This is a genomic window from Pseudoalteromonas ardens, assembly GCF_030125445.1.
GTDB classification, from domain to species: domain Bacteria; phylum Pseudomonadota; class Gammaproteobacteria; order Enterobacterales; family Alteromonadaceae; genus Pseudoalteromonas; species Pseudoalteromonas ardens.
On the sequence record NZ_JASJUV010000003.1, the window covers coordinates 461,442 to 483,003 of the forward strand.

Sequence of the window (21,562 nt, forward strand, 5' to 3'; positions counted from 1 at the left end):
GGGGTAAGCTTTGCTATTATGGCGCGGTTATTTCCTGAATTGAATTACTGACTTGTTTAATCTGCCAAATTTATTGCAATCAAGCTGGGAACCGCTTACCCGGCATAAGGACATCCCGGACGCCCTGCGCGCATTGTTATGCGAAACTGGCTCTCTGACAGCCTTACTGCGCTCACAGTGTCGTATACTACATGTCGAGGTACTCAGTGAGCAGGTAAGCCTGCTTGATGGGGAAGTACAAGCGATTCTAAATTGCGACAGCGCCTTGTGTCGCGAAGTCGTGCTATATTGTGATGATATTCCCGTGGTTTACGGCCAGAGCTGGATACCTGATAGTGCCAATGCGCTGGGGTTAGATAATATTGGTAATACCCCGTTAGGCGAGCGTTTGTTTGACCAACAAGCATGGCAAAGAGGCAACATTGAGGTTGCGACACTGGAGCAAAAGATGCTCCCCTCATTTTTCCCGGCCAAAGAGAAATTATACAGTGATCCTTGTTTTGCAAGACGAAGCGTTTTTACGCGCCAAACTTGCAAGGTACTGGTGTGCGAAATCTTCCTCAATGGAGTTAAGGTATGAAGCTATCGCGGCTGCGAGCAGACCACATAAACGAATATAAGCAGCTAATGCGTGTCGAAAAGCCCATTGGTACTTTACTGCTGATGTGGCCAACGCTTTGGAGTTTGTGGATAGCGTCGGGTGGTATACCTCAGTGGCATTTGTTGCTCATATTTGCACTGGGCACCTTCATGATGCGCAGTGCTGGTTGTGTGATTAATGATTTTGCAGATCGCAAAGTCGATGGTGCCGTAAAAAGAACGGCACAACGGCCACTTGCCAGAGGCGCTGTCAGTGAAGGTGAAGCACTTTCTTTGTTCTTATTGTTGGTCGGTGCCTCTTTTGTGCTGGTATTGATGCTCAACTGGCAAACTATCGTATTGTCATTTGGCGCGCTTGCGCTGGCCAGTGTTTACCCCTTTATGAAGCGCTATACCAATTTGCCTCAGGTGGTTCTTGGGGCTGCGTTTAGCTGGGGAATACCCATGGCGTTTATGGCTGTTCAGGAAACGGTTCCTGCCATTGCCTGGGTGTTATTTATTGCTAACTTGCTCTGGACGGTTGCTTACGACACTAAATACGCCATGGTTGATAAGGACGATGATCTGGTTGTGGGTATTAAGTCCACCGCTATCTTATTCGGGCGTTGGGACCGACATGTCATTGCTGTCCTCAATCTGGCATTTTTAGGCTGTATGGCCTGGGTTGCAACGCAGGTTACCCTGTCTGTGTGGTTCTGGTGTGGTTTTTTGGTCGCCGGGATGTGGCTGGCTAAGCTGCAATGGCAGATCAATGACAGAAGCAGAGAGAAGTGTTTTCAGGCATTTTTGAGCAATAATTATGTTGGGCTGGCGATGTTTGTCGGAGTGGTTGTTGGTATCTGACGGGTATCCTCACGCACATTTAGTGAGAGGCTTGTACGCTATTCGCCGTGGCTTTTTGACGGGAAAAGTGAGGGTGAGCGAATTTTTTTGACTCTATTACCGCGGACTTATACTTAAAAACCCGAACAGAATACCTAAAACTCGCTCTAAACTCCCATTTAACCAAACAGGATAAAAAACCTAGTTAGCTAATCGTTAACTATTTACCGCTGTGGCAACGGCGTTTTTCTGTGCTGTTTGTTCAATTAATGACAACAAGTTACTGACGTGTGAACCGCTGCCTAGTTGGTGGCTGGTCTGCACGACAATTTGCTCATGACTAGCGTCCTTGTTAGTCTTCAGTAAGATCAGTTCCGGGTCTTGTGCGATAACCTTAGAATGTTCAATGCTTGCAATGGCAAAGCTCTGGCTATTCTTCAGTCCGTCAATCACCTGGCTGATATTACCTATTTTGACATTGGTTGACTTGTTAAGCCCTTCAACCGCCTCATTCAGCATGTTCTGTACCTGCTTAGACTGAGAAAAACAGCCGTACATCGGGTACTGAGCAAGCTCACTGCGACGAATACTGTCTTGTGTTGCCAGTGGATGTTGTTTAGCAACAAACAAAACAAGTTGGTCGGGCAGATGGATATCACTCACTAAGCTGGTTGCAGACTCAAGATAAACACTGATGTCTATTTCACCAAGCTGTAGCTTGCGAAGCAGATCGTGTTCATTCAAAAGTTGCATCTCAACTTTGACGTTAGGGAAATCCGCCAAAAACTGTCCACATGACGTTGGCACTATGCTACTGGCTTGCGCAGTGTAACCAACAACAACACGCTGTTGATCACGACCAAACAGGCTTTGTTTGATAGTGTTTCTGGTTATGTCTAATTCCGATAAGGTCGACTTACAATAATTCAGAAAAAGTTCGCCCTGTTCGGTCAGTTTGACGGAGCGGGTAGATCGTTTGACAAGTTCACAGCCAATTTCATCTTCCAGTGTCTGAATGCTTCTGGTGAGTGCGGAAGTACTGATATTGGTTTGTTCTGCGGCTTGCCTAAAGTGGCGTAAATTGCCTAAAGCAACGAATTGCTCGAGTTGTTCAAATCTCATGTGAAATTCCTTTTATTTCAACAAAAATGCAATGACAACGTTGATTCCCTAATACTAATACAGTTTAGAGAAACATCCAAGTGAATTTTTTACATTTCGCTTACAAAAATTAGTCTGGGTACTGATCGCGTATTGCGAGGAATTGTTCCAGATTTTCTACAAACAGATCAACCAGTTTGGGATCAAATTGTTGGCCACGCTGGGATTTTATCTCTGTTAGAATTTTTTCAAGTGTCCAAACCGGCTTGTAACAACGAACACTCCCCAATGCATCGAACACATCAGCAAGCGCTGTAATTCTTCCGGCGATGTCTATTTGTTCACCCTTGAGCCCTCGCGGGTATCCGCTACCATCCCACTTTTCGTGGTGTTGGTGTGCGATAATTGCGCCGCATTGCAAAATATCATTTGTTGAGTTTTTTAGTATTTCATAACCCTGTTGGGCATGAGTCTTCATTATTGCCCATTCATCGTCATTCAGTTTTCCTGGTTTATTGAGAATGACATCTGGGATGCTAATTTTGCCAATGTCGTGCAATGGTGACGCCAGTTTAATAATTTCGGCTCTATAATCGTTCAATCCGTACAATTTAGCCAGTAATAAACTGTAATGTGCGACACGCTTAACATGTGATCCCGTTTCCTTAGAGCGTTTCTCTACGGCCTCGCCGAGTATATAAGACAGCTCTTTTTGTGATTCTTTCACTGTTTCTCGGAGATTCAGATTATCGTATGCCAGTGCGATGTTGTTAGCGAAGAAGGCCAGCAGCTGACAATCTGTGGGCTGTAACAGACCTTTTTTGCTCACGTATAACATGGTCTCCAGACCAGCCTGACTGGTAAAGTAACCGACGTACTCGTGGTCTGACTTACTGGATGTTTTACGATTGTGTGTTTCTATAAAGCGACTTTTCACTTTATCCGGTAAGGCGGTTTGTTCCGGCTCAATGCCAGCACCTGACGCGGCAAGTAATTGAAACTCGGCTCCTGCACCATTTTGTTTATTCACCGCTGCTGCACAGTAGATATCGGAATCCGTGAGGCCCATCACATCGGCAACATGCGATAGGATAGTCGAGGCAAAGTCCTGAACGTTATTACATTTAAGAAAACTTGAAGAGGCATCAATAATTCGCTCCAGTCCTCGTTTGTGGCGCTCGATTGTCTGAATATCTCGGTGGGAACGCAGAGCCGAGTAGAGCAAGGTTTTTAATTTGACTGCGGTGAGCTCGGTTTTATTTTTGTAATCATTGATATCATAATCACGAATAACCGATTCTTCGGGCGCTTCTCCGGGCTGCCCGGTGCGCAAGATCAGACGAATATCATGATTGGCCATATCGTTGCGAATGAACTTAATGAGATCGAGCCCTGCGTGGTTGCTTTCCATAACAACGTCGATTAGCCCCACAGAAATGGACTCTTCGGAATTTAGGATATCCATTGCCTGCTTTGCTGAGTAAGCATGATGAAAACGCAAAGGTTTTTGTTCAAACCTAAAATCAGATAACACCAATTTAGTGACCTGGTGGATATCCTCTTCATCATCAACCACCAGGATATCCCAGTGGGCATTGTCCACTGTAATTTGCTCCTCATCCTTAAGTGGCTCATTTGTAAAGAGAAAGCTGCTCACATAGAACCTCTGCTTAGTGCCTGTTCCCTGTTAGTATAGCCAGCAAAAAAGTGAGTTGCTTAATCTTGTATTGGCTTTTTTTCAATATTGTTGAGCTCAATCTCTATGGCATCACAAGAAATGTGTATCTCATAGAGTGAGAGCAGCAAAGAAAGTGCGAGACAGCAGAGGCTGGCACCAAACAAAATGACCCCCAAAAGCGCCACTTCAATGAACAGGGCAAACATGGACATGGTACAGAGTAAAAAGGCGATGACGCCCCATACCTGCATCAGGCGAATGAGTTTGATACGCTTTTTGAGGTTATCGATTTGTGCAACGACCAGTGGCCTGAGTTGGTCGCCTTCTCTGGCGTTTAACTCTCTGATCAGTTGTGCCAAAACTAAGAATCGATTGGTGTAGGCCAGTAATAACAAAGAGATTGCGGGGAACAGCAATCCGGGTGTGGTGAGCGTCATTTTTGTACTCCGTCTAAGCACGCTACAATAGTGATTATCATAGCAAAATTTTGGAGTCCAGTGATGAGTAATGCAATGTTTGACTGGACGTGCGTATATCGCACGGATAACCCGCTGGAAGCCCATATCGTACTTGGGTTATTGGCACAGGCGCGACTCAAAACGCACGTTGAAGGAGAGGCACTGGCAGCTGCATTGGGAGAGATGCCCTTTGCGCACAATACAATAAAAATATTTGTCTGTGCGATAAAAGTACCCGAGGCAGAGGAAATCTTGGTAAACTATCAGCAAACTAATTTATCGGAAGACTGGCAGTGCAGCAGTTGCTCTGAACACAATGGTTCGGGGTTTCAATATTGCTGGCACTGTGGAAAAAGCTATGACGAAGGCAAATAACTTTCAGCGCATCAGAGAGCTAAATTATTTACAAAAAGCGGTGCTTGCGGCTGCGATATTAGAACGTATGCTGCCAAATTATGGTTTGTTCAGTGAAGCGACCGGGTTTGGAGATGAGACGACCCTGCGCAATGCATTGAATGTTTGCTGGGAAAAAGTGTTGCTGCCGAAAAGCAAAATCAGCTTAGAAAAACAAATTGAAAAAATTGAGCCTAATGTTCCGGAGCTAAAAGACTACGACATGTTCGGCACCTATGCGGCAATCGACGTGGCTACGGCGTTACTCGGCTTTATCCAGGGTGTGATGAGCAAAGATGAAAGTGAGTTTGTCAATGTGGCTAAAATCTCTCAGGCAACTGTGGCCAGGTATATTGAATTCTTGCTGATGGCAGAAGACATTGAGCCCGATAATCAACATGTCAGAGAGCATCCATTGATGCAATACGAAATTGAGGTGCTTGGCGAGCTCATCGATTGTGTTGCACAAATGCCGAGGATTGATAACCAGTCGGTTAAAACGCTTAAGGCACTGGCATTGAGCGACGGCCAGACAAACATTGGTCTGGCAATCGACGCCTGAATTTTTTGTCCAAATTTTTAAGTAGTGGAGAATCAACATTGCGAATTTTAGGTATCGAATCTTCTTGCGATGAGACGGGGATTGCCATCTATGATGACGAGCAGGGACTTTTGGCGCACCAGCTGTATAGTCAGGTAAAAGTTCATGCGGATTATGGGGGAGTAGTACCGGAGCTGGCGTCGAGAGATCATGTTCGCAAAACCATTCCTTTAATTGAAGCCGCTTTTAAACAGGCCGGTTGCGGCCCTGAATCGCTCGATGGCATAGCTTACACCGCCGGGCCGGGTTTAGTGGGAGCCTTGCTTGTAGGGACTTCTATCGGTCGCTCTTTGGCATTTGGGTGGAATATTCCCGCAGTGGCTGTTCATCACATGGAAGGGCACTTGTTAGCACCTATGCTGGAAGATGAGATGCCTGAGTTTCCATTTGTCGCCTTACTGGTGTCTGGTGGTCATACTATGATGGTGAAAGTGGCTGGCATTGGGGAGTATGAGGTACTCGGTGAGTCGGTGGATGATGCTGCCGGTGAGGCCTTTGATAAAACGGCGAAACTTCTTGGCTTAGATTATCCGGGTGGTCCGATGCTGGCTAAGTTGGCGACGCAAGGCGTGGCTGGCCGGTTTGTATTCCCAAGGCCTATGACAGATCGTCCTGGCCTGGATTTCAGCTTCAGTGGCTTGAAAACCGCTGCGGCAAATACCATCAAGTCAGCTGGGGATGATGAGCAAACCAAAGCGGACATTGCTCATGCATTTCAGACAGCCGTGGTAGATACGCTGGCGATTAAGTGTAAACGCGCCCTGAAAGAGACAGGCATCAATCGCTTGATCATTGCCGGTGGTGTCAGTGCGAATACGGAGCTGCGTACTAAGCTTGAGCGCATGATGCAGGGGATGAAAGGCAAAGTGTACTATCCTCGCACTGAGTTTTGTACTGACAACGGGGCGATGATCGCTTATGCCGGCATGCAGCGTCTTAAAGCGGGTCAAACCGCTGAGTTAAGCATGAAAACCCAGCCACGCTGGCCACTGGATAGCTTACCACCTCTTTGATGGCCCGACGTTAGTCGACGTTTTTCTTACCGAGCTTAGGCTCGGTGCCACTCAGGAGCCGACGAATGTTGGCTCTGTGGCGAAATATGATCAGCAAAGTCAGAAAGCACACGGGCAATGTGTACATAGGTTTGATGAGCCAGGTGTAGGCCGGAGCAGCTAATACAGTGACAATCGCTGCGAGTGACGAGTAACGTGTCAGTGCCAACACGAGCAGCCAGGTGCCAATCAACATCCCACCAAGCGATAGTCCGATTGGCAACAGTGCCCCAAAGGCTGTTGCAACCGCTTTACCACCGTTAAAATGGAAAAATACCGGGTAAATATGGCCCAGGCAGGCGCACACTGCGACAATGCCCAGCCAGATGGGCTCTATGCCCAGAAAATAAGCTCCCCACACCGGGATTGTCCCTTTTAGAATATCAAAGACCAGGACGAGGGCAGCAGGGAGTTTACCGCCAAGCCGTAACACATTGGTTGCGCCAGGGTTATTTGAACCAGAAAAGCGGGGATCAGGCAACGAAAATAGTCTGGAAATCAAAATCGCGGAAGAGATTGAACCAAATAAATAAGCACAAATACATATTAAACTGACTATCACAAGCTTCCTTATTTTTTCTTGCCGTTATTTGGGCTATCATCGTCGCTTTATTTTAAGGCGGCTGAGTACGTGAAAAAGCCGATCCGAATCAGTCATGTCAGGAGTTTACATGGACACGGTCTATATCTCGCAATTACACGTCGAGACCATAATAGGAGTTTACGACTTTGAAAAAGAAAGTAAACAAAGCCTTTTCTTTGATATAGCGATGAAGACTGATATCTCGGCTGCTGCACGACAGGATGACATTACGCTGGCTGTGGATTATGCCAAAGTCAGTGAGCGGGTGATTGCCCATACTGAGGCCAGTCGGGTTGAGTTACTTGAGACACTGGTTGAACAACTAGCTGCCATTATCCTAGAAGAGTTTGCTATTGAGGCTATCACGATTCGAGTCAGTAAGCCGGCTGCTGTTCCTCAGGCACAAACTGTTGGCCTGGAAATCACGCGGAATCGATAGTATGGCGCATGTGTTTATCAGTATAGGGTCCAATGTTGATCGCGACCGTCATTTTCGCCAGGGGCTGACAACGCTTATTCAGTATTTTCCTGATTATGTTCATTCGGACGTTTACGAAAGTGAGCCGGTGGGGTTCAACGGTAAGAACTTTTATAACTCTGTGTTTGCAACGCACACAGATATGTCGTTGCCTGATTTGTGCGTGTTGCTTAAGCAAATAGAGCGCGATAACGGCAGGACACCCCAGGATAAGAAGTTCAGTCCCAGAACTCTGGATCTCGATATCCTGTTCTACGACGATGTGATCTGTGACTCCCCGGCGCAGCTACCCCGTGATGAGGTTACAAAGAACGCCTTTGTACTCAGGCCTCTGGCTGAAATTGCCCCAGAATTTATTCATCCCGTGCAGGGCTGTAGCATGGCAGAGATCTGGCAAGCTTATGACAACCAAACCCAAAAACTATGGAAAGTGGAGTTTTCTTTACCATGAGTATCATTGAAATCATTGTCCTGGCATTGATCCAGGGGTTAACCGAGTTTCTGCCTATTTCCAGTTCAGCGCATCTGATTTTGCCGTCTCAGATCTTAGGCTGGCAAGATCAGGGCTTGGCATTTGATGTTGCCGTGCACGTAGGCTCATTGGCTGCTGTATTGATTTATTTTCGCAAGGAAGTTGCCGACATACTGGGCGCCTGGTTTAAATCCTTCGGCAAACAAGGTTCGACGGATGACAGTCGCCTTGGCTGGTGGATTATCGTGGCAACGATCCCGGGTCTGGTGATTGGGTTTTTGGCCAAAGATCTGGTTGAAGACTTTTCCCGCAGCGCCTGGGTTATTGCGGCAACGACGGTCATTTTTGGCTTGTTGCTTTGGTATGCCGATGCCACTGCAAAACAAACCAAAACCATATATCAATTGAACTGGCGCAGCGCTCTGATCATTGGCTTTGCCCAGGTCGTAGCGGCTTTACTGCCTGGCACGTCGCGTTCTGGGATCACCATGACGGCAGGGATGATGTTGGGACTAAACAAGCAAAGTGCGGCCCGGTTCTCTTTTTTAATGTCTATTCCCATCATTGCTGCTGCGGGTGGATATTACACATTGAAGCTGGCCACGGGCGATGAGCTGATCGACTGGAGCGCCATAATCACCGGGGCTGTGTTGTCGTTTATCTCCGCCTATACCTGTATTCATTTCTTTTTGAAAGTGATAGAGCGGATGGGGATGTTGCCATTTGTGATCTATCGTTTGCTGCTAGGCTTGTTCCTGGTGATTTTCCTGATGGTGTAAGCTGACATAAAGCGGGTATGTTTACCCGCTTTATCGTTATACCGCTTTTCGATAATACACCACATCCATTGGTCCCGTAGGGCCTTCATGAATACCCTCTCGTAAGAAGGTCATGGAGAGCTTTTTCATGATATTAATTGAACCCAGGTTCTCTTTGAGTGCTTCTGCGCTGAGATAATCCATTTTATCCTGCTCAGCCAGGTGCGTGGCAATGTGTCTGGCGGCTTCGGTTGCATAGCCTTTTCCCCAGGCGATTTGTTTGAAGCGCCAGCCGATTTCCAGATCCCGCTCATCCATTTCTCCATTAAAGAAATACATGGGACGGATCAACACCCAGCCCAGAAAAGTCTCGTCATCAATCAAGCTGCAATGCCACAGGCCCCAGCCCTGTTGTGGGTTCGTAAACTTAGCCAGGCGAGGCAGGTAGAATTGCTCAATTTGTTCACGAGAAGTCGGTTTGCCATTGGTTAAGTAGCGCATTACCGCCGGGTCACTGTCCAGTTCGGTGAGTAAATCACCATCATTTTGAGTCATGAGGCGGTATTTCAATCGTGCTGAAGGGGAAATGATCATGCTATTTCTCTTTATTGACACCACATGGTATCGCACAGGTAAACCTGCGTAACTTTCGGATATTTGCTATCCGCATTTTGGCTGAAACAGCCGCGCAGTTCCAGGAACATTTTTTGTTTAGCAAGCTTGGCAGCAAGTAAAGAAGAATAGATATGCTGCGCACCGTCAGTACGCAGATCTAAATGGTACCATTTAGCACTGGTTGGTGATGATGAACACTCAGTCAGTTTGTTCATTGTAGATAGTTTAATACGCACGGTGTTATGACTAACGGTCATATCTTTAATTGTTGCAACTTGTGTGTAAGCTGTCGCATTTGCGAATACAGGTAATAATACAAGCGCGGTTGCAATGAGTTTTTTCATATTGTTTTCGATTCCATTTCGAGATTATTGGGCGCTAAATTATAGTTAAGTCTGTCACTAAAAAATAGACTAAGGCTATGCGCAGTTCTATTGAGACGTACTTTTTGCTAAAATTGGCATTTTTATGCAAAATGGGAGCTGCGTGGGAGTGGAAAACTCGGTACTGGCATTACGAGCCCAACAAATAGCATCCGCGCGGCGGGAATTCAAGGCCCGGGGGTCAAAATTACCTCGTTGTGAGCGGTGTTTACTGGCACAGCCGCTGTGTATTTGTGCGGGCATTCAGGTTGCTGAGTGCGATAGTGCAGTGTGCCTGCTTATGTACCATAACGAGAGCTTTAAGCCTTCTAATACAGGGCGACTCATTGCTGATATTGTGCCGGATAACTATGCATTTCGCTGGGACCGCACCGATCCTGAGCCAGGCTTGCTGACTTTACTCGAAGATCCGGCTTATCAGCCTGTCGTGGTCTTTCCTGCCGAAAATGTGGGACCGGAACGCGTAGTGCATCGTGTCACTCGGCAAAATGGTAAAAAGCCGCTCTTTATTTTCCTTGATGGCACCTGGCGTGAAGCGAAGAAGATGTTTCGTAAAAGCCCTTATCTGGAGCAATTTCCGGTGTTGTCGGTAACGCCTGAAAGCCTATCGGATTACAAACTGAGAGTGGCTCCGCATGCCCACCAACTCGGTACCGCAGAAGTTGCCTGTGTGGTGTTGGCTGAAAATGGCGAGACGCAGGCAGCAGAATATCTGACTCAGCATTTCGTGGATTTTCGGGATGCGTATCTGAAAGGGAAAAAAAGTAAGCTTTTTTGAGAGAATAAAGCACGCGAAGTGACTGTCAGACAAAATAAGAAGAGCGCGACCCTTGCGGGCCGCGCTTGACGGAATCTTCTAAATAGCATCCTGCTATGTTGATGAGATCAACTCCTTACATGCTCGTCCATGTCTCGCCTTGCGTTGTCATTCTGCGAGATGTACATCCTGTACTGTCCTTAAAGCAATCAGCATTCCTAGTTGCTGAATTAGTCCATGCTAACCATCCTTTGTGTCGTCATCCTGACTTGTTCCTATCTCCCTGTATTCCAATACACCATCCACCTGTGTATCAACATCCTTACTTAATCGGCATTTCCTGTTGTCCGAAGCCTAGTCCTAGTTCCTGACACTCCTACCGCACAAACTCCCTGATAAGCAACTCAATCCATTTCCATGTTGCTTTGTGCTCTCCCCTTGAGATGACTAAAGTATATGGGAGTCTGGGTGAGATAACAGCACGAAAAAACGCTTTGAATTTCGAATAAATAAGTTGGCTGTAAAAAAACTTGTTATCTAACAAAGACCTTTTTATATTTTGCTGATAAAGTCAGCGTTATCTTCATAGATTGCGACATGCTTAGTGAGAGATCTCTCACAACTAAATGTCCGGATGTCGCTATTTAATAAAATTGCAATATGTTGAACTATCGGCTGTATTTTGTCGGGATCCGGGTTACCATAGCCTGAGAATAGTTATTGTTATTATTTGGAGCTTATATGAAAAGTGCAATCGCAACACTGCTTGCTGCTGTAACCAGTTTATCTGCTGTCGCTGCGGATGAAGTGAACATCTATTCCTATCGTCAGCCTTTCCTGATCCAACCGATCCTGGATGACTTTACTAAACAGACCGGCATTAAGACCAATGTTGTGTTTGCGAAAAAAGGTTTGATTGAACGGGTTAAACGCGAAGGTAAACACGGTCGCGCCGATCTGGTTCTGACCTCAAACTTCAGCGCTATGATCCAGCTAGAAGAAATGGGGCTGACTAACCCCATTGACAGCGATAAAGTTGATAAAAATATCCCGGCCAGCTTTCGTGATCCGGATGGTCACTGGGTCGCACTGACCAAACGCGTGCGCAATGTATACTCTTCAAAAGACAGAGCAGGCAAGTTAACCAGTCTGAGCTATGAAGAGCTGGCTAGCCCTAAATACAAAGGCAAAATCTGCACACGTTCAGGCAAACACCCATACAACTTAGGCCTGGTCGCTTCTATGATTGCGCATCATGGTGAAGCCGAAACAAAAACCTGGCTGCAAGGGGTGAAAGCAAACCTGGCACGTAAGCCACAAGGTAATGATCGCGCTCAGGTCAAAGCCGTAAAAGAAGGCTTGTGCGACTTGGCACTGGGCAACAGCTATTACTTCGGCAAAATGCTCGAAGACAATAAGCAAAGAGCCTGGGCTGATGCCGTCTATATTAATTTTCCAAACCAGAGTGATCGGGGTTCACATTTGAACGTTTCGGGTGTCGTGATGACCAAGTACTCGAAAAACAAAGAAAATGCCTTGAAACTGATCGAGTTTATGACCGACAATAAAGCACAGAACATGTACGCCTCGATGAATATGGAATATCCGGTTAAACCGGGCGTCGAATTGTCGAAATTAGTGGCATCCTGGGGCACTTTTAAGGAAGACAGCCTACCATTGTCCGAGATCAGTAAATACCGTCCGATGGCGCTTAAGCTCATCGATGAGGTAAAATTTGACCTGTAAATGCAATTAAAACAAAGTCTGTCCTCGTGGCAGAGCATAGCGTGGTTGATAGGCATTGCACTGTCAATCCCGCTGGCATTTTTGATTTTCGAAGCGCTGCAAGGTGAATCGGAAGTATTCAGCCATCTATGGCAGAGCGTGTTGTGGGACTACACCCGTAACACCCTGGTGCTGATCGCCGGCGTTGTGGCGCTCAGCGCGTTAATTGCCCTGCCTCTGGGGTGGTTAACTGCTTATTGTCGCTTTCCCGGTAAGCGGGTGTTTGAGTGGGCGCTGATGTTACCCCTGGCACTGCCTGCTTATATTATTGCGTACGTCTATACTGACCTGTTGGATTATGCGGGCCCGGTTCAAATCTGGTTACGGCAGCAATTTGGCTGGCAGGGACCGGATGATTACTGGTTCATCGATCTGCGCACTTTGCCTGGCGCGATTGTGATGATAGCACTGGTGCTTTACCCCTATCTCTATTTGATTTTTAAAACCGCATTGCGAGAACAGTCTTTTAAATTGGTTCAGGCAAGCCAGCTGATGGGCATGAGCCCGGCGCAAAGTTTCTTTAAAGTCAGCCTGCCTCTGTCTCGTGGCGCGATTGTCGCGGCACTTGCGTTGATCAGTATGGAAACCATGGCAGACTTTGCCACAGTCCATTATTTTGCGGTCAGTACCCTGACGACGGCAGTGTATGACACCTGGCTGGGGTATTACTCCCTGACTGCGGCAGCCAAAATCTCGGGTATTATGCTGCTGTTTTTATTTGTTGCCCTGTTACTTGAACGAATGAGCCGTAAAACTCAGGTGGTTCACGAGCGTCAATCCGGGGTTAATGACACCCACTTATATGACTTAACGGGTTATCAGGGGTGGCTGGCCTGGGGGTTTTGCATGCTGATCCTTGGCGTTGCGTTTTTTGTTCCGGTCGGCATATTACTCAATTATGCATTTCATTATTTCGAACAAGCCTGGAATGCCGAGTTCTTTACCTATGCGCTGCAAAGCTTACAGATCAGTCTGTATGTGAGCGTGATTGCCATGTTTATCAGTTTACTGGTGGTGTACTATCAGCGCATCGAGCCAGGTAAGTTCACCAATCTGCCGGGGCGCTTTGCCAGTACAGGTTATGCCCTGCCAGGTACTGTATTGGCTATTGCGGTCTTGCTGCCGCTGACGTTAATGGATACCAAGCTTAATGACTGGCTGGATGGCAGTGGTTTTGAGCCAGGGCTGTTATTAAGTGGTACCTTGTTCGCGATGATTTTTGCTTATGTGGTGCGCTTTTATGCCATCGCACATGGCGCGGTTGAGTCCAGCTTTGTGCGGATCAGCCCAAGTATCGACATGGCCAGTCTGTCACTCGGTAAAGGGCGCTTTCAGACCCTGACTCAGGTTCATATGCCCCTGCTCAAGCGAGGCTTGCTGACGGCTGGCTTACTGGTTTTTATCGAATGCATGAAAGAACTGCCCGCGGCGCTGTTATTGCGTCCCTTTAATTTTGAGACCCTGGCCACTCATGTTTATCAGTACGTCAGTGATGAGCAGTTGGAGCTGGCTTCGATTTCAGCGCTGTTTATCGTCCTGGTCGGACTTATCCCGTTATATTGGGTCAACCGCTCAATGGAGCAACACAACTAATGCCAAGTTTAGAAATTCAATCGTTAAACTATCACTATGACGGCCATCCTGTGATCCAGCAGCTTGATTTAACCGTGGCTGAAAATGAAATAGTGTGTTTGCTTGGCGCCAGTGGCTGCGGCAAAACCACGACCCTAAAAGCTATTGCAGGCCTGTTGCACCCTCAACAGGGTGAAATCCGCATCAATGGTAAAAGTGTCAGCAGTGAGCGGCACTTTGTCGCTCCTCAGCATCGTAATATCGGTATGATGTTTCAGGACTATGCGTTATTTCCTCACCTGACAGTGGCACAAAATATTGCGTTTGGCCTGAATAAACTGAGCAAGACAGAACGCCAGAATCGTGTGGCTCACATGTTAGAGCTGGTGCACCTTGAAGGCTATGCAGCGCGTTTTCCTCATGAGTTATCTGGTGGTCAGCAGCAGCGTGTGGCCATTGCCAGAGCGCTGGCATATCACCCGAACTTGTTACTGCTGGATGAACCCTTTTCGAATATCGACGCCCAGGTGCGCTTTCAGCTGATCAAAGATATTCGCGATATTATTAAGGACCAGCAGGTATCCGCTATCTTCGTCAGCCACTCTAAAGATGAAGCGTTTGCTTTTGCCGATCGGCTTGCCATCATGCACCATGGGCAGATCGCCCAGTTGGGCACACCTAAAGAACTCTTTCAGCATCCGAGCAGTCGCCAGGTTGCTGAGTTTTTAGGGCAGGGAGCATACGTTTCGGCACAGCGTCACAACGGTGCGCAGGTCGAAACCGCGTTTGGTTCGGTAGAGTCTCTGATTGATATTGAGAGCCCTGCTCGGGAGGGGCAGATTTACCTCAGGCCTAGCCATATTGAGTTGTTTAATACCGAGCAGGGACAAGTTGATGTGGCGCAACACCGCTTTGTCGGCACCGAGTATTTATATGCCATCGAGCTGGAAGGTCAGATGCTGGAGGTCGCTATGCCGTCAGATAAACCGCTGGATCTGAGTCGGCCGGTAAGTTTGAAAATTAAGCCCCATGCGATAAACTTCTTTTCTTAATGCATAACAATTCGTTACATTAGCTTATAGCAATTTAGGTAAGTGCGAAGGATTAGGCGATGAAAGGAAGTGGCCAAGAAGCTACCGATACAACCGCACCGTTCAGGTTCAGTATGGTTGGCGAACATAGCAATCAGCACTTATACACAACCACTATGAGGGGTTAAATCAGCCGCGGACTGTGTAAAAAATTTCTTATTCAGAGCAATAATGACAATTTTTTGCTTGGTTATCACCGAGGTTTTTCCGTCTCAAGACGAGCTACTTAACTATGCGGATTGATATTATGTCAGATTTTCGCGTGTTGATATAATGATAGGATGGGGTGATGGCGCAAGCACAATCAGGGGTATGTGCTGAGGCAAACCTGCATGGTTTGCACTTATTTTTTAATGTACTGGATGGTCAGGATGAGGTCGTGCGCTCGGCACTCAGTCAGGCAGGCAGACTACAGAACGAACTCAGCGACCGCTTTTCAGAGGCCATGCTCAGCAGCTTTGTGGCTGTTGGGGCGCAATATTGGCCGCATATTTATCCCGAGTTCATTCCCCCACAATTGAAAGGTTTTCCTCTGATTAAAAGCAGTGAGCATTTGTGCCACAGCCAGCCTTTTGATTTGCTGTATGTGATCCGCTCAGATCGGGAAGATGTGAATCACCTGTTCGCCCAGAGTGTGCTGCACATGCTGTCCGGGTGCGTTGAACTGGTTGCCCAGGTACGCGCTTTTCGTTTTCTCGATGGACGTGACTTCAATGGATTTGTTTATGGCGCCGATATACCTCATGGTCGTTTTAAACGTCAGGTGGCCTTAGTCTGCAACTCTGGGGGGCTGGATGATCAGGGCAGCTATATCCATATTCTGCGTACTCAGTTCGACCTGGCCCGCTGGCAGGCGTTACCTTTGTCAGATCAGGAGCAACTCATGGGGCGCACCCGGCTGGACAACGAGTTGATTGACGATGCACCGCCATACAATCACGCTCGCCTCAATGAGATTAAAGACAACGAAGGAAAGCCTTTGTTGTTGAATCAGAGTATGCCTTATGGGGATGTTTATGAGCAGGGTAGCCTGTGGCTCAGTTGCGCAGCAAAAGGCAATGCGTTTGAACAGCTGTTACATAGTCGTTTTGGTTTGTCTGGTGATGGGGATTACGATCCGCTACTGGATTATTCACAAGGCGATATGGGGGCCGCATTTTTTGCGCCATCGCTGCAGTTCTTGCAACAAATGGCGCAGTCGTAATCGCTATCAGACGTTATCAAACAGCGTTTTGACCCGCTCCAGCGTCGCGTCGATCTCAGACACTTTGGCGGGGGCAATAAAAATGGTGTCATCGCCGGCGATGGTCCCTAACACACCATCCGCAGATCCCAAAGAATCCAGTAAGCGCGCAATCAGCTGAGCGGCGCCCGGGCTGGTGCGTATGATGATCATCATCTCATTGTGCACTATGTCAATGACCAGCTGACGTAACGGGCTTTTTGCTGTTGGTACACCCATCTCAGCAGGCAAACAATATACCATTTCCTGTTTGGCATTGCGGGTCCGGACGGCACCGAACTTACTAAGCATACGAGAGACTTTACTTTGGCTGATATTGTCAAACCCCTGATCTTTTAGGGCATCGACGATTTCACCTTGAGAACCAAAATTTTCTTCTTTTAACAGGGCCTTAAAGGCTTTAACGAGGGCTTCTTGTTTTTCCTGCGGCTGCATATTCAATACTTCTTTGTGACTCGACTGTTAGGATTTTACACAAAACCAGTCTGTTACCCAAATTTCAGGACAAGAAGATTCTTCAAGCGGTGAAGATTTTCTTTATTAGAAACGCATGGCATGCGTAAACCATTAGTAGCAGAATTTGTCGCGAACTTTACAACTATAGTCGAAAAAAAGACGAAAATTGCGCGTATAAATTTGTTTTTGGCGACGCTTTTCATTATCTTTACAGCACATTTAATTCCACCTTCAAATTATGGAGAATTCCAATGAAAGTTGCTGTATTAGGTGCCGCTGGCGGTATCGGTCAAGCATTGTCTCTTTTGCTTAAAAACGGTTTGCCTGCTGGTTCTGAGCTTGCGCTATATGACGTAGCACCAGTAGTACCTGGCGTAGCGGTTGATCTGTCTCACATCCCAACAGCGGTAAAAGTCGCTGGTTTTGGTAAAGACGACCTGGATGCAGCGCTGGTTGATGCAGACATCGTATTGATCCCTGCAGGTATGCCACGTAAGCCAGGTATGGATCGTGCTGATCTGTTCAATGTAAACGCGGGCATCATCAAGACTCTGTCTGAAGGCATCGTTAAAAACTGTCCTAAAGCCCTGGTTGGTGTGATCACTAACCCTGTGAATGGCACTGTGCCAATCGTTGCTGAAGTATTCAAAAAAGCGGGTACTTACGATCCAGCTCGCGTTTTCGGTGTAACAACACTGGACGTGATCCGTGCAGAGACTTTCATCGCTGAGCTGAGAGGTCTGAACGTAAACGACGTTAAAGTACCTGTGATCGGTGGTCACTCAGGTACAACTATCCTGCCTCTGCTTTCTCAGGTTGAGGGCGTTGAGTTCTCTGACGAAGAAGTCGCTGCACTGACTAAACGTATCCAGAATGCGGGTACTGAAGTGGTTGAAGCGAAGGCGGGTGGCGGCTCTGCAACTCTGTCTATGGGCGCAGCGGCAGCGCGTTTCTGCTTCTCACTGGTCAAAGGCCTGCAAGGTGAAAACGTGGTTGAGTACGCTTACGTTGAAGGCAACACTGGCGATGCGACTTTCTTCGCACAACCTGTTCGTCTGGGCAAAAACGGCGTAGAAGAGCTACTTCCTTACGGCGAGCTGAGCGCATTTGAGCAACAAGCAAAAGACGACATGCTTGCAACTCTTGAAAAAGACATCAAAGAAGGTGTTGATTTCATGGCATAATTGCCATATTGCAGCGCAATAAATTGCACTGCAATTGAAACTAAAAAAGCCTGTCTTGTGACAGGCTTTTTTGTGTCAGCGAGTAAAGTTTATACCAATTTGCTCCGTCAAATTGAACAGGTATTAAGTGAAATTGGTATTAGTGCAGGATCCGGGCGCGGATAGTACCTTCTACAGCGCTTAGCTCTTTTAATGCCACTTCAGAGTGGTCGCTGTCAACATCGATGACCACGTAACCAATGCTGTCATCCGTTTGCAGATACTGCGCGGCAATGTTGATGCCATGTTGTGCAAATGCCTGGTTAATTTGTGTCAGGACGCCAGGGCGGTTCTCATGCACATGGAGCAGACGACTGCGGTTTGATAGCTCAGGCAGTGACACTTCCGGGAAGTTGACTGCGGTGACGGTAGAGCCATTGTCTGAGTACTTAGTGAGTTTACCCGCGACTTCAATACCAATGTTTTCCTGTGCTTCCTGCGTAGAGCCGCCGACATGGGGCGTTAAGATCACGTTGTCAAATTGACGCAGTGGAGAGACAAACTCTTCATCATTAGACTTGGGTTCGACCGGGAATACGTCGATAGCAGCACCAGACAGTTTACCGGCGCTGAGTGCCTCGGCCAGGGCATCGATGTCTACCACTGTACCGCGAGATGCATTGATCAGAATTGCACCTTGTTTCATCACTTCCAGCTCGGCCATACCAATCAGATTTTTGGTTTGTGGTGTTTCAGGGACATGCAGGCTAACTACATCGGCACGTTGAAGTAGCTGAGTTAAGCTCTGCACCTGTTGTGCATTACCTAACGTCAGTTTGTCTTCTATGTCATAAAATTCGACCTTCATGCCGATATTCTCAGCCATGATCCCCAACTGAGTGCCTATGTGACCATACCCTATGATCCCCAGCGTTTTACCGCGGGCTTCAAAAGAGCCGATAGCCGACTTAAACCATTCACCTCGGTGTGCCATGGCGTTGCGTTTTGGAATGCCACGTAACAATAGCAGGATCTCACCCAAAACCAGTTCTGCCACAGAGCGAGTATTTGAAAATGGGGCATTAAAGACGGCAATACCACGCTTTTTGGCTGCGCTGAGATCGACCTGATTGGTGCCAATACAAAAGCAGCCAATCGCGACCAGCTTTTCAGCTGCTTCCAGCACCGTCTCATTAAGGTGAGTGCGTGAGCGGATCCCCACAAAGTGGACATTCTTGATCCGCTCAATCAGTTCATTTTCAGGCAGCGATGTCTTCACGTACTCGATATTGCTATAACCGTTGCGTTTGAGCGTTTCAACGGCGCTCTGATGCACGCCTTCCAACAATAAAATGCGAATTTTGTCCTTAGACAGGGATACCTTACTCATGACTCATTCCTGTTACTTAATTTGTGGCCCCTCTGGGGTACCAGTGATGACGATGTCGGCACCGCGCTGAGCAAACAGGCCATTGGTGACAACACCGACGATTTGATTAATTTTTTCTTCTAGCTCAGCAGCTTGTGTGATAGATAGCCCATGGACATCCAAAATCACATTGCCGTTATCTGTGACTACACCCTGACGATAGACGGGATCGCCACCGAGCTTAAGTAGTTCGCGGGCGACGTAGCTGCGCGCCATCGGGATCACTTCTACTGGCAAAGGGAACTGTCCCAGTACGTCTACGTGCTTGGTGTTGTCCACGATACAGACAAACTTGCGGGCAACCGCAGCGACAATCTTTTCGCGTGTCAGAGCTGCACCACCACCTTTGATCATCTGATTGTGGGCGTTAATTTCATCTGCGCCATCTACATAAATATCCAATGCAGAGACGTCGTTGAGTTCGAACACGTCGATGCCCAGTGCTTTGAGCTTTTCTGTAGAGGCTTCTGAACTTGAAACGGCCCCTTTGATGGTGTCTTTAACACTCCCCAGTGCGTCTATAAAGTGGTTAACGGTGGAACCTGTACCTACACCGACAACTGTACCAGCTTCTACATATTGTAATGCCGCCCAGGCAGCTGCTTTTTTCATTTCATCTTGAGTCATAACGCGATCACTGTATTAGTTAATTATTGGTTCGCAATTATACGCTCAAAGCACAAAAAAAATATGTCATATGCCATCAATGACGGAAATTATGATCAGATACTCAAGGCTTATTTTTAGTGGTAACGCGTGATTGCACGCCTTACCGTATATGTCACCACTGATAGCAGTGCTGTGGCGTGATTATGGTTGGTAAAGGCACATCCCAGGCTTCGGTTGGTAGTGCTGAAACTTTCTGGCATTCATGAGCCAGACCAATCAATCTAGGCTGTTGCCAGTTCTCACGATAATAACGCGCCAGCGTACGATCATAATAGCCACCACCCATACCAAGGCGGTTTCCTGAATCGTCAAATGCCACTAATGGGAGCAGCAAGTAGTTTAGCTGCGCCAGTGGACAAATTTGGCTACAATTCAATTCTGGCTCTAAGATAGCATAGCGATTCTGCTTCATGGGTGAGTTTTTTTCATACTTCTGAAAGAGCAAAGTGACGCCGCTGAAGGGGTGTATTACAGGCAGGTAAAGGTCCACACCTTCGGACCAAAGTGATTGAATTAAAAGGTTAGTTCTTAGTTCGCCATCGTTCTCAAGGTAGACCCCGATACGGGCGTTTTTAGCGGGTTTTACATGTTGAAAAAAATTAATAGTTAGGCTTTTCTCTGCCGCTGATTGTTGCTCATCAGTGAGGCTGTTACGCAATTTTCTAATGCTTTTTCTAATAACCTTTCTTGAAGATGCAATTTTTTCATTTTTTGGTGAGGGTGTTTTCATTACATAGGTACCAATTCAGGGAAAGCAAGACTGATCCCTAACACAATCAGTAACAACACTAATAATGACAGGAGAATATACAGCAGCTTCTTAGAGCGTTTGGGGGGCTCATTGTCGAGTTCCAGTTCGCTAAACAAAGCTTCATCTTCCCACTCATCTTCTTCATGTTGCTCATCCTGCGTCTGCTTGCCATCGATGCGTTGTTCCAGTTCATCAAGCTTTTCCTCGATGCGGATGAGGCTGCTGGTGATGTAATCCAGGGCATCAAACACACGTTCATTGGCTGCATTTTGCATGGTATCTGCGGGGTCAGAGGCCTGTGATTGTAGTTTACTCTGGATCCCGTACACGGCGAGTAATTTGGCCTGCTTTAGACATTTTTGCTTATCACCAGGGCCAAATAAGGGTTTGCCGGCGGTGAAGTCGACGACTTTCTGCGTCGGTACTTTTAACTTGGCTGCGAGTTGCTCTGTGGCTGCCTGGCTGTCAGTGTCGGGCTTGAAGCCGGAAAACACCACGCGAAAATGTTCGCTCATGAGGATTCCTCAAAATTGTTACTTCGGGTCCATTATATACTCCGCGCCCCTGTGAATTGTCGTTAACTTATTGCTGGGTAAGTGGAATAAAAAATATGGATATCGTCAATTGTTGTTTTGAGTATACCTAACTTTTA

Annotated in this window: 25 protein-coding genes; 14 read left to right on the forward strand and 11 right to left on the reverse strand. The window is 47.1% G+C overall.

Going from position 1 to position 21,562, the window contains the following annotated elements; all coding sequences use genetic code 11:
- Window positions 1-52: 52 nt before the first annotated feature.
- Both QNM19_RS12685 and ubiA read left to right on the forward strand, forming a co-directional pair.
- A complete protein-coding gene (locus QNM19_RS12685; RefSeq protein WP_049863945.1) occupies window positions 53-580 on the forward strand; it encodes a chorismate--pyruvate lyase family protein in 528 nt (175 codons plus the stop codon).
- Window positions 577-1,443, forward strand: coding sequence for a 4-hydroxybenzoate octaprenyltransferase (gene ubiA, locus QNM19_RS12690; protein WP_049863944.1), 867 nt, complete (start codon window positions 577-579; stop codon window positions 1,441-1,443). Before QNM19_RS12685 ends, ubiA begins: the two co-directional genes overlap by 4 nt.
- A 195-nt stretch (window positions 1,444-1,638) precedes the next feature.
- Here ubiA and QNM19_RS12695 read toward each other — a convergent pair whose 3' ends face one another.
- From QNM19_RS12695 to QNM19_RS12705, 3 genes are all read right to left on the reverse strand, one after another.
- Window positions 1,639-2,544, reverse strand: a complete 906-nt coding sequence (locus QNM19_RS12695) for a LysR family transcriptional regulator (protein ID WP_010383012.1) — start codon at window positions 2,542-2,544, stop codon at window positions 1,639-1,641.
- Between the two features lie 109 nt (window positions 2,545-2,653).
- Window positions 2,654-4,180 (reverse strand): DUF3369 domain-containing protein, encoded by a 1,527-nt coding sequence (locus QNM19_RS12700; protein WP_049863943.1) that lies wholly within the window; start codon window positions 4,178-4,180, stop codon window positions 2,654-2,656.
- A 59-nt stretch (window positions 4,181-4,239) separates the two neighbouring features.
- The gene (locus tag QNM19_RS12705) at window positions 4,240-4,638 is read right to left on the reverse strand and encodes a DUF2721 domain-containing protein (RefSeq protein ID WP_010383007.1); all 399 of its coding nucleotides are present in this window, start codon (window positions 4,636-4,638) and stop codon (window positions 4,240-4,242) included.
- A gap of 63 nt (window positions 4,639-4,701) precedes the next feature.
- Between QNM19_RS12705 and QNM19_RS12710 the strand changes: the two genes are divergently transcribed.
- From QNM19_RS12710 to tsaD, 3 genes are read left to right on the forward strand one after another with little or no spacing between them, the layout of a single operon-like run.
- Window positions 4,702-5,034, forward strand: coding sequence for a putative signal transducing protein (locus QNM19_RS12710; protein WP_049863942.1), 333 nt, complete (start codon window positions 4,702-4,704; stop codon window positions 5,032-5,034).
- The gene (locus QNM19_RS12715; RefSeq protein ID WP_049863941.1) at window positions 5,018-5,614 is read left to right on the forward strand and encodes a YjaG family protein; all 597 of its coding nucleotides are present in this window, start codon (window positions 5,018-5,020) and stop codon (window positions 5,612-5,614) included. Before QNM19_RS12710 ends, QNM19_RS12715 begins: the two co-directional genes overlap by 17 nt.
- A 38-nt stretch (window positions 5,615-5,652) precedes the next feature.
- Complete coding sequence (gene tsaD / locus QNM19_RS12720) at window positions 5,653-6,666, forward strand: tRNA (adenosine(37)-N6)-threonylcarbamoyltransferase complex transferase subunit TsaD (protein ID WP_049863940.1); 1,014 nt, start codon at window positions 5,653-5,655, stop codon at window positions 6,664-6,666.
- A 10-nt stretch (window positions 6,667-6,676) separates the two neighbouring features.
- Here tsaD and plsY read toward each other — a convergent pair whose 3' ends face one another.
- Window positions 6,677-7,267 carry a glycerol-3-phosphate 1-O-acyltransferase PlsY gene (plsY, locus tag QNM19_RS12725; RefSeq protein ID WP_138536234.1) on the reverse strand — a complete coding sequence of 197 codons (591 nt, stop codon included), beginning with the start codon at window positions 7,265-7,267 and terminating at the stop codon, window positions 6,677-6,679.
- 109 nt (window positions 7,268-7,376) lie between these two features.
- Here plsY and folB point away from each other — a divergent pair, with 109 nt between their 5' ends.
- Genes folB through QNM19_RS12740 form a run of 3 tightly spaced genes read left to right on the forward strand, consistent with a single transcriptional unit; the run spans window position 7,377 to window position 9,017 of the window.
- Window positions 7,377-7,727: a dihydroneopterin aldolase gene (folB, locus tag QNM19_RS12730; protein ID WP_049863939.1), complete on the forward strand. Its 351-nt coding sequence runs from the start codon at window positions 7,377-7,379 to the stop codon at window positions 7,725-7,727.
- A 1-nt stretch (window position 7,728) separates the two neighbouring features.
- Entirely contained in the window at window positions 7,729-8,217 is a 489-nt protein-coding gene (gene folK, locus QNM19_RS12735; RefSeq protein ID WP_049863938.1) for a 2-amino-4-hydroxy-6-hydroxymethyldihydropteridine diphosphokinase, read from the forward strand.
- On the forward strand, window positions 8,214-9,017 hold the full coding sequence (locus QNM19_RS12740; RefSeq protein WP_010382995.1) for an undecaprenyl-diphosphate phosphatase: 804 nt from the start codon (window positions 8,214-8,216) through the stop codon (window positions 9,015-9,017). Before folK ends, QNM19_RS12740 begins: the two co-directional genes overlap by 4 nt.
- Window positions 9,018-9,053: 36 nt before the next feature.
- Here the strand turns inward: QNM19_RS12740 and QNM19_RS12745 are convergent, their stop codons facing one another.
- Together QNM19_RS12745 and QNM19_RS12750 are read right to left on the reverse strand one after the other, a co-directional pair.
- The gene (locus QNM19_RS12745) at window positions 9,054-9,590 is read right to left on the reverse strand and encodes a GNAT family N-acetyltransferase (RefSeq protein ID WP_049863937.1); all 537 of its coding nucleotides are present in this window, start codon (window positions 9,588-9,590) and stop codon (window positions 9,054-9,056) included.
- 11 nt (window positions 9,591-9,601) lie between these two features.
- Entirely contained in the window at window positions 9,602-9,955 is a 354-nt protein-coding gene (locus QNM19_RS12750; protein WP_049863936.1) for a hypothetical protein, read from the reverse strand.
- Window positions 9,956-10,103: 148 nt separating this feature from the next.
- On the opposite strand from QNM19_RS12750, the gene QNM19_RS12755 reads away from it, so the two are divergent.
- From QNM19_RS12755 to QNM19_RS12775, 5 genes are all read left to right on the forward strand, one after another.
- Complete coding sequence (locus QNM19_RS12755) at window positions 10,104-10,772, forward strand: tRNA-uridine aminocarboxypropyltransferase (protein ID WP_049863953.1); 669 nt, start codon at window positions 10,104-10,106, stop codon at window positions 10,770-10,772.
- Between the two features lie 720 nt (window positions 10,773-11,492).
- A complete protein-coding gene (locus tag QNM19_RS12760) occupies window positions 11,493-12,497 on the forward strand; it encodes a Fe(3+) ABC transporter substrate-binding protein (RefSeq protein WP_010382992.1) in 1,005 nt (334 codons plus the stop codon).
- Window positions 12,498-14,129: an ABC transporter permease gene (locus QNM19_RS12765; protein WP_010382991.1), complete on the forward strand. Its 1,632-nt coding sequence runs from the start codon at window positions 12,498-12,500 to the stop codon at window positions 14,127-14,129.
- Entirely contained in the window at window positions 14,129-15,160 is a 1,032-nt protein-coding gene (locus QNM19_RS12770) for an ABC transporter ATP-binding protein (protein WP_049863935.1), read from the forward strand. The genes QNM19_RS12765 and QNM19_RS12770 overlap by 1 nt, the downstream gene beginning before the upstream one ends.
- Window positions 15,161-15,488: 328 nt before the next feature.
- Entirely contained in the window at window positions 15,489-16,403 is a 915-nt protein-coding gene (locus tag QNM19_RS12775; RefSeq protein WP_284026765.1) for a Dyp-type peroxidase, read from the forward strand.
- Between the two features lie 6 nt (window positions 16,404-16,409).
- Here QNM19_RS12775 and argR read toward each other — a convergent pair whose 3' ends face one another.
- Window positions 16,410-16,877 carry a transcriptional regulator ArgR gene (gene argR, locus QNM19_RS12780; protein ID WP_010382986.1) on the reverse strand — a complete coding sequence of 156 codons (468 nt, stop codon included), beginning with the start codon at window positions 16,875-16,877 and terminating at the stop codon, window positions 16,410-16,412.
- Window positions 16,878-17,149: 272 nt separating this feature from the next.
- On the opposite strand from argR, the gene mdh reads away from it, so the two are divergent.
- Window positions 17,150-18,082, forward strand: a complete 933-nt coding sequence (gene mdh / locus QNM19_RS12785; RefSeq protein ID WP_049863934.1) for a malate dehydrogenase — start codon at window positions 17,150-17,152, stop codon at window positions 18,080-18,082.
- A gap of 139 nt (window positions 18,083-18,221) precedes the next feature.
- On the opposite strand, the gene serA is transcribed toward mdh, so the two are convergent.
- From serA to QNM19_RS12805, 4 genes are all read right to left on the reverse strand, one after another.
- Window positions 18,222-19,451 carry a phosphoglycerate dehydrogenase gene (gene serA, locus QNM19_RS12790; protein ID WP_010382981.1) on the reverse strand — a complete coding sequence of 410 codons (1,230 nt, stop codon included), beginning with the start codon at window positions 19,449-19,451 and terminating at the stop codon, window positions 18,222-18,224.
- Between the two features lie 12 nt (window positions 19,452-19,463).
- On the reverse strand, window positions 19,464-20,117 hold the full coding sequence (gene rpiA / locus QNM19_RS12795; protein ID WP_049863933.1) for a ribose-5-phosphate isomerase RpiA: 654 nt from the start codon (window positions 20,115-20,117) through the stop codon (window positions 19,464-19,466).
- A 154-nt stretch (window positions 20,118-20,271) separates the two neighbouring features.
- Entirely contained in the window at window positions 20,272-20,889 is a 618-nt protein-coding gene (locus QNM19_RS12800) for a 5-formyltetrahydrofolate cyclo-ligase (RefSeq protein WP_049863932.1), read from the reverse strand.
- A complete protein-coding gene (locus QNM19_RS12805) occupies window positions 20,889-21,425 on the reverse strand; it encodes a hypothetical protein (RefSeq protein WP_049863931.1) in 537 nt (178 codons plus the stop codon). The genes QNM19_RS12800 and QNM19_RS12805 overlap by 1 nt, the downstream gene beginning before the upstream one ends.
- Window positions 21,426-21,562: the final 137 nt, after the last annotated feature.

Excerpts from the sequence above, each read along its gene's own strand:
- ubiA (WP_049863944.1), top strand. The coding sequence starts at position 577 with ATGAAGCTATCGCGGCTGCGAGCAGACCACATAAACGAATATAAGCAG.
- QNM19_RS12695 (WP_010383012.1), bottom strand. The coding sequence starts at position 2,544 with ATGAGATTTGAACAACTCGAGCAATTCGTTGCTTTAGGCAATTTACGC.
- QNM19_RS12705 (WP_010383007.1), bottom strand. The coding sequence starts at position 4,638 with ATGACGCTCACCACACCCGGATTGCTGTTCCCCGCAATCTCTTTGTTA.
- QNM19_RS12710 (WP_049863942.1), top strand. The coding sequence starts at position 4,702 with ATGAGTAATGCAATGTTTGACTGGACGTGCGTATATCGCACGGATAAC.
- QNM19_RS12715 (WP_049863941.1), top strand. The coding sequence starts at position 5,018 with ATGACGAAGGCAAATAACTTTCAGCGCATCAGAGAGCTAAATTATTTA.
- folB (WP_049863939.1), top strand. The coding sequence starts at position 7,377 with ATGGACACGGTCTATATCTCGCAATTACACGTCGAGACCATAATAGGA.
- folK (WP_049863938.1), top strand. The coding sequence starts at position 7,729 with ATGGCGCATGTGTTTATCAGTATAGGGTCCAATGTTGATCGCGACCGT.
- QNM19_RS12740 (WP_010382995.1), top strand. The coding sequence starts at position 8,214 with ATGAGTATCATTGAAATCATTGTCCTGGCATTGATCCAGGGGTTAACC.
- QNM19_RS12745 (WP_049863937.1), bottom strand. The coding sequence starts at position 9,590 with ATGATCATTTCCCCTTCAGCACGATTGAAATACCGCCTCATGACTCAA.
- QNM19_RS12750 (WP_049863936.1), bottom strand. The coding sequence starts at position 9,955 with ATGAAAAAACTCATTGCAACCGCGCTTGTATTATTACCTGTATTCGCA.
- QNM19_RS12760 (WP_010382992.1), top strand. The coding sequence starts at position 11,493 with ATGAAAAGTGCAATCGCAACACTGCTTGCTGCTGTAACCAGTTTATCT.
- QNM19_RS12765 (WP_010382991.1), top strand. The coding sequence starts at position 12,498 with ATGCAATTAAAACAAAGTCTGTCCTCGTGGCAGAGCATAGCGTGGTTG.
- QNM19_RS12770 (WP_049863935.1), top strand. The coding sequence starts at position 14,129 with ATGCCAAGTTTAGAAATTCAATCGTTAAACTATCACTATGACGGCCAT.
- QNM19_RS12775 (WP_284026765.1), top strand. The coding sequence starts at position 15,489 with ATGGCGCAAGCACAATCAGGGGTATGTGCTGAGGCAAACCTGCATGGT.
- argR (WP_010382986.1), bottom strand. The coding sequence starts at position 16,877 with ATGCAGCCGCAGGAAAAACAAGAAGCCCTCGTTAAAGCCTTTAAGGCC.
- mdh (WP_049863934.1), top strand. The coding sequence starts at position 17,150 with ATGAAAGTTGCTGTATTAGGTGCCGCTGGCGGTATCGGTCAAGCATTG.
- serA (WP_010382981.1), bottom strand. The coding sequence starts at position 19,451 with ATGAGTAAGGTATCCCTGTCTAAGGACAAAATTCGCATTTTATTGTTG.
- rpiA (WP_049863933.1), bottom strand. The coding sequence starts at position 20,117 with ATGACTCAAGATGAAATGAAAAAAGCAGCTGCCTGGGCGGCATTACAA.
- QNM19_RS12800 (WP_049863932.1), bottom strand. The coding sequence starts at position 20,889 with ATGAAAACACCCTCACCAAAAAATGAAAAAATTGCATCTTCAAGAAAG.
- QNM19_RS12805 (WP_049863931.1), bottom strand. The coding sequence starts at position 21,425 with ATGAGCGAACATTTTCGCGTGGTGTTTTCCGGCTTCAAGCCCGACACT.